Source organism: Qipengyuania sp. MTN3-11 (assembly GCF_042851825.1).
In the GTDB taxonomy this organism is placed as follows: Bacteria; Pseudomonadota; Alphaproteobacteria; order Sphingomonadales; family Sphingomonadaceae; genus Qipengyuania.
Map to the genome: position 1 here is coordinate 1,286,382 of NZ_BTGM01000001.1, position 13,627 is coordinate 1,300,008.

Sequence of the window (13,627 nt, forward strand, 5' to 3'; positions counted from 1 at the left end):
ACGGCGGCGCGGCAGAGGGCGGAGGAGAGGCGGGCGTGCGTTCATCCCTGCCTTCTAGCGGCCCATCGCCGCCGTAGGAAAGCGCGATTGGATCATGTTGCGGTGGCGATGCATTCCCCTATGTGAGCGACGACGAAAATCGAGGAGCGAGAATGTCGACAGTCCTGGTCATCGGCGCGGGCGGCGTCAGCAGCGTGTGCGTTCACAAGATGGCGATGAATGCGGAGATCTTCTCCGACATCCATCTCGCCAGCCGCACCCGCAGCAAATGCGATACCATCGCCCGCAGCGTGAAAGAGCGCACCGGGCAGGACGTGCAGACCTACGAGATCGACGCCGAGGAGGTCCCGGCGATGGTCAATCTGATCAAGCGGGTGAACCCCAGCCTCGTGGTCAATCTCGCGCTCCCCTATCAGGACCTGCCGATCATGGACGCCTGCCTGGAGGCGAAGGTCGATTATCTCGACACCGCCAATTACGAACCCAAGGACGAGGCGAAGTTCGAGTACAAATGGCAGTGGGCCTATCACGAGCGCTTCAAACAGGCGGGGATCATGGCGCTGCTCGGTTCGGGCTTCGATCCGGGCGTCACCTCGGTCTTCACCATGTGGCTCAAGAAGCACAAGCTGAAGACCATCCGCCAGCTCGACATCCTCGATTGCAACGGCGGCGATCACGGGCAGGCCTTCGCCACCAATTTCAATCCCGAAATCAACATCCGCGAAGTCACCGCCCCTGCGCGCCACTGGGAGGGTGGCGAATTCGTCGAGACCCCGGCGATGGGCAAGAAGGTCGCCTTCGACTTCGACGAAGTCGGGCAGAAGAACATGTACATGATGTATCACGAGGAGCTGGAAAGCCTCGCGAAATTCGTCCCCGAACTGGAGCGCGCGCGGTTCTGGATGACCTTCGGCGATGAGTACATCAAGCACCTGACCGTGCTGCAGAACGTCGGCATGACCAGTATCGAGCCGATCAAGTACAAGGGCCGCGACATCATCCCGCTGCAATTCCTCGCGGCGGTGCTGCCCAAGCCCGAAACGCTCGGCGAGAGCACCAAGGGCAAGACCAACATCGGCGTCATCGCCACCGGAGAAGCGCTGGACGGTTCCGGCGAGAAGACCTTCTACATCAACAATATCTGCAGCCACGAGGCGGCTTACGAGGAAACCGGCAACCAGGCGGTGAGCTACACCACCGGCGTGCCCGCCATGATCGGCAGCGCGATGGTGGTGCAGGGCAAATGGGCCGGGAAGGGCGTGTTCAACATGGAGGAATTCGATCCCGATCCCTTCATGGATATGCTCAACGCGCACGGCCTTCCGTGGCAGGTCAGGGAGCTCGACGGGCCGGTGGGCTTTTGAACGAACTCACACGAAGCCACGAAGGCACGAAGATGTCGCGCGAAGTCCGGATTGAGGCGCTTGCTCGAACGATCATCGATTGCGGCTTTCACCTGCATCGGAAACTCGGCCCGGGTCTGCTGGAAACCGCCTACGAACTGATTTTGTTCAAAATCCTCTCGCAGCAAGGTTTGGCTGTTCGGCGTCAGGTTCCCATCACGATAAACTACGAAGGCGTTGTCGTGGACAACGCATTCAAGATCGATCTGCTGGTAGAGGATTTGCTGGTCGTCGAGTTGAAATCGACCGAGCGTGCTTCGCCCGTTCATGCCAAGCAGGTTCTCACTTACCTGCGACTGATGAACCTCCCGTTGGGACTGCTGATGAACTTCGGGCAATCAACCTTCAAGGACGGAATAAAGCGCGTTGCAAACGACTATCGCGGACCGTTTCATGGTCGCTGATCTCTTCGTGTCTTCGTGTCTTCGTGTGAAGAGACTGGGTGCAATAGCTCTCCTAATCGCTCTCGCCTCCTGCGCCGATCGTGCGCCGGCTCCCGAGGAGGCGCCGCGGGCGAATATCGTTGCCGATTGGCCGACCGTTCCCGAGGATGCCGCGTTCGGCGCGCCCAGCGGCGTCGCGGTGGATGGTGAGGGCCGCATCTTCGTGCTCCACCGCGCCGGGCGCGAATGGGGCGAAGTGCTGCCATCCGCCGACGACGTCATCGAAGAGCCGACGGTCTTCGTGTTCGCGCGCAATGGCCGGCTGCTCGACGAATGGGGGGCCGGACAATTCGTCATGCCCCACGGCATTTCGATCGACGCCGAGAACCGGGTGTGGATCACCGACGTGGTGCGCGAACAGGTGTTCCGTTTCAGCCCCGGCGGCACGCTCGAACTGGTACTGGGCGAACGCGGCGTCTCCGGCAGCGACGCGATGCATTTCGGCAAGCCGAGCGACATCGCCTTCGACGGCGATCGGGTGCTGATCTCCGATGGCTACGACAATGCCCGCATCGCCGTGTTCGACAGGCGCGGCGATTTCATCGAGGAATACGGATCGGCCGGAAACGGTCCCGGCGAGTTCGACCTGCCCCACGCCGTGGCCGTGGACGAGGACTTCATCTACGTTGCCGACCGCGAGAACGCCCGGGTCCAGGTGCTCGACAAGGATACCGGCGCATTCGTCGGCACCCGCGGGCAGAAAGCGACGGGACATCCCTACGGCCTCGCCGCGATGGGCGGCGGCTGGCTGGCGGTGGTCGAGGGCCGCGACCGCGCCGACCGCAGCGGCGCGATTCTCCGCATCTACGATCCCGAGGGCGGGCTCTACCGCGCGTATGACGCAGGGCTTCCGGGCAACGGCAGCCTCGGCCACGATCTCGCGCTGGGCACCGGCGGCGCGCTCTACATGACCGACGTCTATGGCGACCGGGTGATCCGTATCGACATCAGCCGGATGCGCGACGGCGAGGAAGCAGCGGAGAGTGCGAATGGAAACTAGAGCCGGCGATCCGGGTGCCTTTGCCGAATTCGATCTGAACCGGGTCGACAGCCCCGCTTTCGTGGTCGACGCGGCCAGGCTGCGCGCCAATTGCCAGGTGCTGGCCGATATTCGCGACGCGGCGGAGATCAAGGTGCTGGCGGCGCTGAAAGCCTTCAGCATGTGGAGCGTCGCGCCGATCATCGGCGAATATCTCGATGGCGTGTGCACCTCGGGCCTGTGGGAAGCGCGGCTGGCGAGCGAGTTCTACGACGGCGAGATCGCGACCTACTCCGCAGCCTACAAGCCCGACGAGCTGGAAGAGGTCTGCCGGCTGTCGGATCATGTCATCTTCAATTCGCCGGGCCAGATGCGGCGCGCCGCGCTGATCCTCGAGCAGGGCCGGGCGACCGGCGGCGATTTCGATGTCGGCCTGCGTATCAATCCGCAGGTCCCGACCGGCGAGGTGCCCCGCTATGATCCCTCGAGCCCCGGCAGCCGGCTTGGATTCCCCCTCGACCAGCTGACCGAGGAGCATATGGAAGGGGTCGAAGGCATCCATTTCCACAATCTGTGCGAGCAGGATTTCGAGCCGCTCCACCGCACCTGGGACAAGGTGTTCGACGCGATCGAACCCTGGTTCGGCCAGCTCAAGTGGATCAACATGGGCGGCGGGCACCACATCACCCGCGCCGATTACCAGCGCGAGGAGCTGGTCGAGTTCCTGCGCGATGCGAAGGAAGACACGGGCGCCGAGATCTATCTCGAACCGGGCGAGGCGGTGGCGCTCGATGCGGGCATTCTGGTCGGCACCATCCTCGACGTCGGCGCGAACGAGATGCCGGTGGCAATCACCGACATCTCCGCCACCTGCCACATGCCCGACGTGATCGAGGCACCCTATCGGCCCGCCATGCTGCACGAGAAGCCGGGCGAGGCACCGGTGCGGCTCGGCGGGCCGTCGTGCCTCGCGGGCGACGTGATCGGCGACTATGGCCTGCCGGTCCCCGCCGAACCGGGGCAGCGCATCGCATTCCTCGACCAGGCGCATTATTCCATGGTCAAGACCAACACCTTCAATGGCGTCCAGCTGCCCAGCATCTGGCTGTGGGACAGCACGACCGATCAGCTCGATCTGGTGCGCGAGTTCGGCTACGAGACCTTCCGCGACCGGTTGAGCTGACGCGCACGACCCGTCGCGCGACAGGCGCGGCGCATCCCGTCGCAATCTTGCATTCGCGGCCTCGCTATTCACTTGCGATGCATGACGAATCGTATATGTGCGCCGCTCCCGCTGCCCCAAGGACCCTTCCTAACCGCAAGGCAGCTTGTCGTTTCATGGCGCGAAAGCGCTGTTTAGGGGGTCCCTTGAGTTGCAGCATTTCCCTGACGCCAAGTCCGTAGCGCGCACCCTCGCGCCCGACGATCCGGTCATTCTCAACCGCCCGCATGCCGCGGCGCGCGCGGCGCGTTTCTTCGTCGAGAAATTTCCGGGCAAGTCGCTCTACGCGGTGAAGGCAAATCCATCGCCCGACCTCATCCGCGTGCTGTGGGACGCCGGCATCACGCATTACGACGTCGCCTCGATCGCCGAGGTTCGGATGGTGCGCGCCACCCTGCCGCAGGCGGTGCTGTGCTTCATGCACCCGATCAAGGCGCCGGGCGCGATCCGCGAGGCCTATCGCGAGCATGGGGTGAAGACCTTCAGCCTCGACAGCGTCGAGGAGCTGGAGAAGATCGTCGAGGCCTGTCGCGATCCGGAAACCGGCGCGCCGGCCACCGATTTGCGGCTGTGCATCCGCCTGCGCGTCTCGAGCGAATATTCCGAGCTCAGCCTCGCCTCCAAGTTCGGCTGCGACCTCACCGAGGCTCCGTTGATCCTGCGCGAAGCGCGCCAGCACTGCGACTGGCTCGGCGTGTGCTTCCACGTCGGCAGCCAGGCGATGACTCCCTTCGCCTATGTCCAGGCGCTCGAGCGCGTGCGCATCGCCATCGGCGAGGCCAGCGTGGTCATCGACATGATCGACGTCGGCGGGGGGTTTCCCTCGATTTATCCCGGCATGGAGCCGCCGCCGCTCGAGGATTATTTCCAGATCATCCACCAGAACTTCTACAGTCTGCCGATCGCCTACAACGCGGAGCTGTGGTGCGAACCCGGCCGCGCGCTGTGCGCCGAATATTCGAGCCTGCTGGTCAAGGTGGAGAAGCGCCGCGGCGACGAGCTCTACATCAACGACGGGGCCTACGGCGCGCTCTACGACGCCGCGCATGTGGCGTGGAAATTCCCGGTCCGCGCGCTCGAGGACGATCTGATCAAGCCGGACATGGATTTTGCCTTCTATGGCCCGACCTGCGACGATGCCGATTACATGACCGGCCCGTTCCGCCTGCCCGAGGACATCCAGGCCGGCGACTATTTCGAGATCGGCATGCTCGGCGCCTATGGCGCGGCCATGAAGACCGAATTCAACGGCTTCGGCGCGACCAGGGCGGTGACGGTGGAAGACGCGCCGATGGCCAGCCTCTACGATGGCAGCCGCGCACGCCCGGCTGCCGACAACGTGGTGAGCCTGCGCTGACATCCGCTATCAGGCGAGCGAAGGAGAGAGCGATGAGACCCGATTGGACATCGACGATCTGTGCAGTCGCGGCGATCGGCGCGCTGGGGGCCTGTGCGCCGGAGCCCGCCGAGGAGCAGACCGAGGCCCTGGCAAGCGAAGCTACTCCCGCGCCAGTCGAGGCTCCCGAGGTCGAAGCCTCTCCGCTGGTCGACCCCTATGCGGAGTGGGAAGGACGCTGGATCGGGGTCGAGGGCATGTTCGCCGACATCCGGCCCAATGGCGATGGCACCTATACGATCGAGATGCAGTCCGATCTCGACACGCGCGGCACCTATCAGGGCGTCGCGGTCGAGGACGGCATCCGCTTCGAGCGTGATGGAGAGAGCTTCGTCCTGCGGACCGGCACCGGCGAGGAGACCGGCCTGAAATGGCTGCTCGACAAGAGCGACTGCCTCGTGGTGCAGGAAGGCGAGGGCTATTGCCGGGATTGAGCCGTCAGTCGAAGCCGACGAAGCGCGCGGCCTCCTCGACACTCTTCCTCTCGCTGACCACGGCGTTGGCCGGAAAGTTCTCGTCGGGCCAGCCCATGGCGACCGCCTTCAGGATCACCTGATCGTCGGGGATGCCGGCATGTTCGCGCACAACCGGACTCTGCATGATGCCCTGGCTGTTGATCACGCAGCCGAGCCCGCGCGACCAGGCGGCGTTGACCAGCGCGGTGGTGACCGCGCCGCAATCGAAGGCGGTGTCGTCGCTGTCGGCGAGCTCGCGATCGTAGGCCACGATCACGCAGACCGGGGCGTCGAACTGGCGGAAGCCGCGCAGCACCCAGTCCTGGCGGCCCTCCTTGTCGTCGCGGTCGATCCCCATCGCGCCGAAGAGCTGCTTGGCGACGCCGACCTGCCGCTCGCGATGAACGCCCGCGAAGGGCTGCCCGCGGCGGAATTCGCGGCTGTCTGGAACGCCGGCGAGGATGTTGTCGGTGTTGCCCTTGCGGATGCGGTCGAGCGGTTCGCCGGTGATGACATGGAAATGCCAGGGCTGGGTATTCATCGAGGAAGGCGAGCGCATCGCCAGTGCCAGCACGTCCTCGATCAGTGCGCGCGGGACCGGCTTGTCGAGATAACCCCGGGTGGACCGGCGGCCGAGCACGACCTCGTCGTAAGTCATGTCAGGCATCGACGAACCTTCGCGAGGCCAATGCCATCGCCGGTCAGGCGGCCCTGGCGAGGTCCAGCTCGAGCCGGTCCCAGATCTCGACCAGTGCATCGGCGAGGTCGAGCATCATCTCTTCGGTGTGGGCCGGGCCGGGAGTGAAGCGCAGGCGTTCGGTGCCGCGCGGCACGGTCGGGAAGTTGATCGGCTGGACGTAGACGCCGTATTCGGCAAGCAGGATGTCGCTGATCTTCTTGGCCCTCACCGGATCGCCGACCATCAGCGGGACGATATGGGTGGTGCTCGGCATGACAGGCAGATTGCGCTCGGCGAAGATGCTCTTGAGCAGGGCGGCGTTCGCCTGCTGCGCCTCGCGCTCTTCGGACGATTGCTTCAGATGGCGCACCGCCGCCAGCACGCCCGCGGCCAGCACCGGGCTGAGCGAAGTGGTGAAGATGAAGCCGGGCGCATAGGAACGGATGCAGTCGATCACCCGCTTGTCGGCCGCGATGTAGCCGCCCATCACCCCGAATGCCTTGCCCAGCGTCCCCTCGATGATGTCGAGCCGGTGCGCGGCCTCGTCGCGTTCGGTGATGCCGCCGCCGCGCGCGCCGTACATGCCGACCGCGTGGACCTCGTCGACATAGGTCAGCGCGTTGTATTTCTCGGCCAGATCGCAGATCGCATGGATCGGGGCGACATCGCCATCCATCGAATAGACGCTCTCGAAGGCGATCAGCTTGGGCGTGTCGATGTCTTCCGCGGCCAGCAGCTCTTCGAGATGGGCGAGGTTGTTGTGGCGGAAGACCCGCTTCTCGCAGCCCGAATTGCGGATGCCGGCAATCATGCTGGCGTGGTTCAGCTCGTCGGAGAAAATCACGCAGCCGGGCAGCAGCTTGGCCAGCGTGGAGAGCGTTGCGTCGTTGGAAACATAGCCGCTGGTGAACAGCAGCGCCCCTTCCTTGCCATGGAGATCGGCGAGCTCTTCCTCGAGCTGGATATGGTAGTGCGTATTGCCGCCGATGTTGCGGGTGCCGCCCGATCCGGCACCGACATCGTGCAGCGCCTCTTCCATCGCCTCGATCACCTTGGGATGCTGCCCCATGGCGAGATAGTCGTTCGAACACCACACGGTGATCGGCTTGGGGCCGTTGTGCCCGGCGAAGCAGCGCGCATTGGGATAGGCGCCCTTGTTGCGCAGGATGTCGATGAACACGCGGTAGCGGCCTTCGGAATGGAGCCGGCCGATCGCCTCGTCGAAGATCTGTCCGTAGTTCACCGCTTCACCCGCCAACGCATGCCGAAAGTCCGCACCGCCTCCCGAGCGGCCTCGATCGCGAGCGATTTAGTGCGGAATCCCGGGTATTTCCACCGCGATCTTTGCGAACGATTCGCAAAGGGATCAGAAGCGTTCGAGCCGCTCGATCCCGTGCCGGGCGAAGGCATCGCCGAGCTTCTCGAAATCCCCCAACGGACCGGTGGTGACGGCGAAGTCGGGGCGTTCGCGCGAGAAGGCCTGTCCCTCGCTCAGCGAAACGATCCGCCGGGCGATTCCTTCGGCCCCGTCGATCAGCGTAACGTCCTTGCCATAGGCTTCCTGCAATTCCTCTCGGAGCAGCGGGAAATGCGTGCAGGCGAGGACCACGGTGTCGATTGCCTCGCCATGCGGCTGCAGCACCAGGCCCTTGGCCTCCTGCGCCACCGCATCGACGCTCACCCGCTCGCCGCGCAGCTTCGCCTCGGCCAGCATCACCAGCCCGTTGGCACCGTGGCGCAGCAGCCGCTTGCCCTCGGCGAAGGCGCTCTCCAGCTCGTCGACATAGCGCTGCCGCATCGTCGCCTCGGTGCCGAGGAGGCCGATGGTGCCGCTCTTCGTCATCGCCGCGGCGGGCTTGATCGCCGGCACGGTGCCGACGATCGGCGTCTCCAGCACCTCGCGCACCATGCCGAGCGCGATCGTGCTGGCGGTGTTGCAGGCGATGCAGATCAGACGCGGCTGATATCGCTCCGCCATCCGCCCGAGCAGTCCCGAAACCCGCGCCGCCACCTCGGCCTCGCTCTTGGTGCCATAGGGAAGGCCGGCGATGTCGGCGGCATAGATCACCGGCGCATCGGGCAGCAATCGGCGCAGGGGACCCAGCACGGTGAGCCCGCCGACGCCGGAATCGAAGATCAGGATGGGGGCGTCCGCGCGCATCGCGCCGGTCCTAGGCGGATATTGCGGCTTTCGACAAGCGCCCGACCGTGGCTATAGGTGCGCGCATGGGCTCGGAAGCATTTCTCGCCGCACTGCTCGGCTACCTGATCGGATCGATTCCCTTCGGCCTACTGCTGACGAAGGCGGCGGGGCTGGGCGACGTGCGCAAGATCGGCAGCGGCAACATCGGCGCGACCAATGTTTTGCGCACCGGCAACAAGGCGCTGGCGGCCGGCACGCTGGTGCTCGACCTGGTCAAGGGCTTCGTCCCGGTGACGCTGGCGGCGATGTGGTTCGCGCTCGACGGCAGCGGGGAGGCGCGGGAGGTGGCGATGGCCTTCGCCGCAGGGGGCGCGGTGCTCGGGCACTGCTTCCCCGTCTGGCTCGGCTTCAAGGGCGGCAAGGGGGTGGCGACCAATGCCGGGGTCAGCTTCGGGCTCGGCTGGCCGATCGGACTCGCCTATGCGCTGGTCTGGCTGAGCGTGCTGGCGATCTTCCGCATCTCCAGCCTCGCCGGAATGGCCGCCGTGGTCGCCGCCGCCGCAGCCGCGCCGCTGTTCGGCTACCCGCAGTTCTTCCCGGTCCTCGCAGCGATCGCCGCGGTGATCATCTACCTCCACCGCGCCAACATCGGGCGCCTGGCGAGAGGCGAGGAACCAAAGGTCGGCGGCCGCAAATGACGCTTTCGCAGGAGGAGGCTTTCGCCCGCATCCGCCTGCTGCGTTCCCCCAATATCGGCCCGGTGAGCTATGCGCAGCTGCTGACGCGCTTCGGCGACGCGGTATCGGCGATCGCGGCGCTGCCCGATCTCGCGCAGCGGGGCGGACGGGCGTACCGCGCCGCGCCGGTCGACAGGATTGAGCGCGAGATCGAGGCGGTGCGCCGGGCGGGGGCGAAATACCTCTTCCACGATCAGCCGGACTATCCGGCACTGCTGGCCGAGCTGGAGAGCGCGCCACCGATCCTGACCTGGCGCGGCGATCTTCCCCACGCGAGCAGACCCTGCGTCGCCATGGTCGGTGCGCGCAATGCCAGCGCCGCGGCGGTCAAGCTGGCGCGCGATTTCGCGGCGGTGCTGGCGGGGGAGGGCTTCACCGTCGTCTCGGGCCTCGCCCGCGGGATCGACGGTGCGGCGCACGAGGGTGCGTTCCCGCACACGATCGGCGTGATCGCCAGCGGCATCGACATCGCCTACCCGCCGCAGCACGCCGATCTGCAGGAGCGGATTGCCGGCGAGGGCTTGCTGCTCGCCGAACAGCCGCCGGGCACCGAGCCGCGCGGCAGCCACTTCCCCAGCCGCAACCGCATCATCGCCGGGCTCGCGGGCGGCACGCTGGTGGTCGAGGCGGCGGTCAAATCCGGCAGCCTCATCACCGCGCGGCTGGCGGGCGAGGCAGGGCGCGAGGTCATGGCCATCCCCGGCAGCCCGCTCGAAGCGCGCAGCCACGGCTGCAACCACCTGATCCGCGAAGGCGCGGTGCTGGTTCAGGAACCGGGCGACGTGGTGGAACTGCTCAGCACTTTCGACGGCAGCCCGCGCAGCACCTTCCGCGAAGCCTCGTCGACATTCGACTGGACGCCAGACGAATTCGCAGACGCCGAGCCGGCCGATGTCGAGAGCCTGCTGACCACCGCCCCGGTGGCGGTAGACGAACTCATCCGCCAGTCGGGCGAGAGCGCGGCGGCGGTGCAATTGGCGCTGTTGGAGCTAGAGATCGCCGGACGGCTTGAGCGACACGCTGCGGGGCGGGTGAGCTTGGCGAGCTAAGCTGTTTCGCGCAGAGGCGCAGGGGAAGCAGAGCGCGCAGAGGAAAGGGAATCACACGAGGACACGAAGGCACGAAGATGTTGTGCCCGGTGCGCCGCAGGCCTTCTATCCGCTAGCCAATTTCATGGGCATGCGGCTTCGCCGCGAGCGAAAACCCTTCGTGCCTTCGTGTCTTCGTGTGGAAAACCTCAGCGGCCTCAGCTTCCTCTGCGCCTCCGCGCGAAACAATCCCGCTTGACGCCCCGAAATGCCGAACCCCATTTTCGCGCGTATACGCATATGCACACGTAAGGGACTGCCGCCAACCTCATGCAACTCGTTATCGTCGAATCGCCCGCCAAGGCCAAAACCATCGAGAAATATCTGGGCAAGGACTTCAAGGTCCTCGCCTCCTACGGCCATGTCCGCGACCTGCCGCCCAAGGACGGCAGCGTCCGCCCGGACGAGGATTTCGCGATGGACTGGGAACTCTATCGCGACAAGCAGAGCCGCTTCAAGGAGATCGCCGACGCGGCGAAGAAGGCCGACCGGCTGGTCCTCGCCACCGACCCCGACCGCGAGGGGGAGGCGATCTCCTGGCATGTCCGCGAGCTGCTGACCAAGCGCAAGGCGCTGCCCGCCAAGGTCGACAGGGTGACGTTCAACGCCATCACCAAAGGGGCGGTGACCGAGGCGATGAAGGCGCCGCGCGAGCTCGACCAGCCGCTGATCGACGCATACCTGGCGCGCCGCGCGCTCGACTATCTCTACGGCTTCACGCTTTCGCCGGTGCTGTGGCGGCGGCTTCCCGGCGCGAAATCGGCGGGCCGCGTCCAGTCGGTCGCGCTGCGCCTGATCTGCGAGCGCGAGCACGAGATCGAGCTCTTCCGCGCGGACGAATACTGGAGCGTGCTGGCCAAATTGCAGCACGACGGCACGCAGTTCGATGCGCGTCTGGTCAAGTATGACGGCAAGAAGCTCGAGAAGCTGACGCTCGGCGACGAGGGCAGTGCGATGGCTGCCAAGGCCGCGGTCGAGGCGGGGCGCTTCACGGTCGAGGACGTCGAGACCAAGCCCTTGAAGCGCAACCCCGCGCCGCCCTTCACCACCTCCACGCTCCAGCAGGAGGCGGCCCGCAAGCTCGGCTTCTCCGCCAGCCACACCATGCGGCTCGCCCAATCGCTCTACGAGGCGGGGGCGATCACCTACATGCGGACCGACGGCGTGCAGATGGACATGTCGGCCATCATGGCCGCGCGCGACGCCATCGCCGAGCGGTTCAGCGACGAATACCGCCCGGAGAAGCCGCGTTTCTACCAGAGCAAGGCCAAGAACGCGCAGGAAGCGCACGAGGCGATCCGCCCGACCGATTTCCGCAAGGATCGCGCGGGATCGGGCGACGAGGCGAAGCTCTACGATCTGATCTTCAAGCGCGCGATGGCGAGCCAGATGGCGACCGCGCAACTGGAGCGCACCACCGTCACCCTGCGCGACGCGACCGGGAGCCACGAGCTGCGCGCCACCGGGCAGGTGGTGAAGTTTCCGGGCTATTTCGCGGTCTATCAGGAAGGCCGGGACGATAGCGACGACGAGGACGAGGGCCTGCTGCCGGTGCTCCGCAAGGGCGATTCCCCAGCCAAGGAAAGCGTCGAGGCCAACCAGCATTTCACCCAGCCGCCGCCGCGCTTTTCCGAGGCCAGCCTGGTCAAGCGGCTCGAGGAGCTCGGCATCGGTCGCCCCTCGACCTATGCCAGCACGATCCAGACCCTGCGCGATCGCGCTTATGTGCGGATGGAGAAGAACCGCTTCTTCGCCGAAGAATCCGGCCGGCTGCTGACGGCGTTTCTCGAACGCTTCTTCCCGCAATATGTCGCCTACGACTACACCGCCGGGCTCGAGGACGAGCTCGACACGGTTTCCGACGGGCGCGAGGACTGGAAGAGGCTGCTCGAGGCCTTCTGGCGCGATTTCAAGCCCAAGACCGAGGAGGTGATGGAGAGGAAGCCATCCGAAGTCACCGAGGTGCTCGACGAATACCTTTCCGACTATCTCTTTCCCGAGCGCGCGGATGGCAAGGACCCGCGCTTCTGCCCGCTGTGCGAGCAGGAAGGACGCGAAGGGGGCGAACTGCATCTGCGCGGCGGTAAGTTCGGCGCCTTCGTTGCCTGCGCGAACTATCCCGAATGCAAATACACCCGCCGCTTCGCCCAGCCCGGCGCGGACGGCGAGGACCCGGCAGACGACGGCGTGATGGGCGAGGACCCGGAGACCGGCCTGCCGGTCGAGCGCAAGAGCGGCCGCTTCGGCCCCTATGTCCAGCTCGGCGAAGGCAAGGAAGCCAAACGCGCGAGCATTCCCAAGGATGTCGACGATTTCGATCTCGAATGGGCGCTGAAGCTGCTGAGCCTGCCGCGCATCGTCGGCGCACATCCGGAAACCGGCAAGGAAATCGAAGCTGCTATAGGACGTTACGGCCCGTATCTCAGGCACGATGGCAAGTATGGCAAGCTGTCGAGCACGCAGGAAGTGTTCGAGGTCGGCATGAACCGCGCGGTCGACATCCTTGCCCAGGCCGCGAACCGTGGCGGCGGACGCGGCAAGGCGGAACCGATCAAGACGCTCGGCGCGCATCCCACCAGCGGCGGCGAGATGAAGGTGATGCCGGGCCGCTACGGGCCCTATGTCACGGACGGCACCACCAATGCGACGATCCCGAAGGATGTGAAGCCCGAGGATGTGACCGAAGCGCAGGCGGTGGAGCTGATCGACGCCCGCGCCGCCAAGGGCCCGCCCAAGAAGAAGGGACGCAAGAAGGCGGCGCCGAAGAAGAAGGCGGCGCCGAAGAAGGCGCCCGCCAAGAAAAAGGCGGCGAGCTGATGGCCAAGGAATTTTTCGAACGCCACAAGCAGCCGTGGAAGTCCGACGAGGCCGGCCAGCTCCGTACCCTCGCCGCCAAGGGCAAGGGCCTCAAGGAAATCGCCAAGGCCATCGGTCGCAGCGAGGAATCGACCAAGGACTTCGCCAAGAAGAACAAGATCGCAATCGCGAAGAAGCGGTGATGTTCGTCATCCCAGCGAAAGCTGGGATCTCGTTCCGCTGCATCGGCGCTAGTAGCGAGGGATCCCAGCTTTCGCTGGGATGA

The 13,627-nt window shown here is 65.6% G+C and carries 13 protein-coding genes; 10 read left to right on the top strand and 3 right to left on the bottom strand.

Annotated features, from left to right (window positions below; genetic code table 11):
* The first annotated feature begins 152 nt into the window (after positions 1–152).
* From ACGHN1_RS06170 to ACGHN1_RS06195, 6 genes are all read left to right on the top strand, one after another.
* The gene (locus ACGHN1_RS06170) at positions 153–1,364 is read left to right on the top strand and encodes a saccharopine dehydrogenase family protein (RefSeq protein WP_390549327.1); all 1,212 of its coding nucleotides are present in this window, start codon (positions 153–155) and stop codon (positions 1,362–1,364) included.
* 32 nt (positions 1,365–1,396) lie between these two features.
* On the top strand, positions 1,397–1,807 hold the full coding sequence (locus ACGHN1_RS06175; RefSeq protein WP_390549329.1) for a GxxExxY protein: 411 nt from the start codon (positions 1,397–1,399) through the stop codon (positions 1,805–1,807).
* Positions 1,797–2,846, top strand: a complete 1,050-nt coding sequence (locus tag ACGHN1_RS06180; RefSeq protein ID WP_390549331.1) for a peptidyl-alpha-hydroxyglycine alpha-amidating lyase family protein — start codon at positions 1,797–1,799, stop codon at positions 2,844–2,846. Before ACGHN1_RS06175 ends, ACGHN1_RS06180 begins: the two co-directional genes overlap by 11 nt.
* On the top strand, positions 2,836–4,008 hold the full coding sequence (locus tag ACGHN1_RS06185) for a carboxynorspermidine decarboxylase (protein ID WP_390549333.1): 1,173 nt from the start codon (positions 2,836–2,838) through the stop codon (positions 4,006–4,008). The genes ACGHN1_RS06180 and ACGHN1_RS06185 overlap by 11 nt, the downstream gene beginning before the upstream one ends.
* A 190-nt stretch (positions 4,009–4,198) precedes the next feature.
* Positions 4,199–5,404, top strand: a complete 1,206-nt coding sequence (locus ACGHN1_RS06190; RefSeq protein ID WP_390549335.1) for a type III PLP-dependent enzyme — start codon at positions 4,199–4,201, stop codon at positions 5,402–5,404.
* Between the two features lie 32 nt (positions 5,405–5,436).
* A complete protein-coding gene (locus ACGHN1_RS06195; protein ID WP_390549337.1) occupies positions 5,437–5,877 on the top strand; it encodes a hypothetical protein in 441 nt (146 codons plus the stop codon).
* A gap of 4 nt (positions 5,878–5,881) precedes the next feature.
* On the opposite strand, the gene ACGHN1_RS06200 is transcribed toward ACGHN1_RS06195, so the two are convergent.
* The 3 genes from ACGHN1_RS06200 to murI form a co-directional block, all read right to left on the bottom strand.
* Positions 5,882–6,556: a nitroreductase gene (locus tag ACGHN1_RS06200; protein ID WP_390549793.1), complete on the bottom strand. Its 675-nt coding sequence runs from the start codon at positions 6,554–6,556 to the stop codon at positions 5,882–5,884.
* A 43-nt stretch (positions 6,557–6,599) separates the two neighbouring features.
* Entirely contained in the window at positions 6,600–7,820 is a 1,221-nt protein-coding gene (hemA, locus tag ACGHN1_RS06205; protein WP_390549339.1) for a 5-aminolevulinate synthase, read from the bottom strand.
* A 123-nt stretch (positions 7,821–7,943) separates the two neighbouring features.
* The gene (murI, locus tag ACGHN1_RS06210) at positions 7,944–8,738 is read right to left on the bottom strand and encodes a glutamate racemase (RefSeq protein ID WP_390549341.1); all 795 of its coding nucleotides are present in this window, start codon (positions 8,736–8,738) and stop codon (positions 7,944–7,946) included.
* 65 nt (positions 8,739–8,803) lie between these two features.
* Here murI and plsY point away from each other — a divergent pair, with 65 nt between their 5' ends.
* The 4 genes from plsY to ACGHN1_RS06230 all read left to right on the top strand — a co-directional run bounded on the left by plsY (position 8,804) and on the right by ACGHN1_RS06230 (position 13,544).
* Complete coding sequence (plsY, locus tag ACGHN1_RS06215) at positions 8,804–9,418, top strand: glycerol-3-phosphate 1-O-acyltransferase PlsY (RefSeq protein ID WP_390549343.1); 615 nt, start codon at positions 8,804–8,806, stop codon at positions 9,416–9,418.
* A complete protein-coding gene (dprA, locus tag ACGHN1_RS06220) occupies positions 9,415–10,506 on the top strand; it encodes a DNA-processing protein DprA (RefSeq protein WP_390549345.1) in 1,092 nt (363 codons plus the stop codon). Before plsY ends, dprA begins: the two co-directional genes overlap by 4 nt.
* A gap of 309 nt (positions 10,507–10,815) precedes the next feature.
* On the top strand, positions 10,816–13,362 hold the full coding sequence (topA, locus tag ACGHN1_RS06225; RefSeq protein WP_390549346.1) for a type I DNA topoisomerase: 2,547 nt from the start codon (positions 10,816–10,818) through the stop codon (positions 13,360–13,362).
* Positions 13,362–13,544: a hypothetical protein gene (locus tag ACGHN1_RS06230; RefSeq protein WP_390549348.1), complete on the top strand. Its 183-nt coding sequence runs from the start codon at positions 13,362–13,364 to the stop codon at positions 13,542–13,544. Before topA ends, ACGHN1_RS06230 begins: the two co-directional genes overlap by 1 nt.
* Positions 13,545–13,627 lie beyond the last annotated feature (83 nt).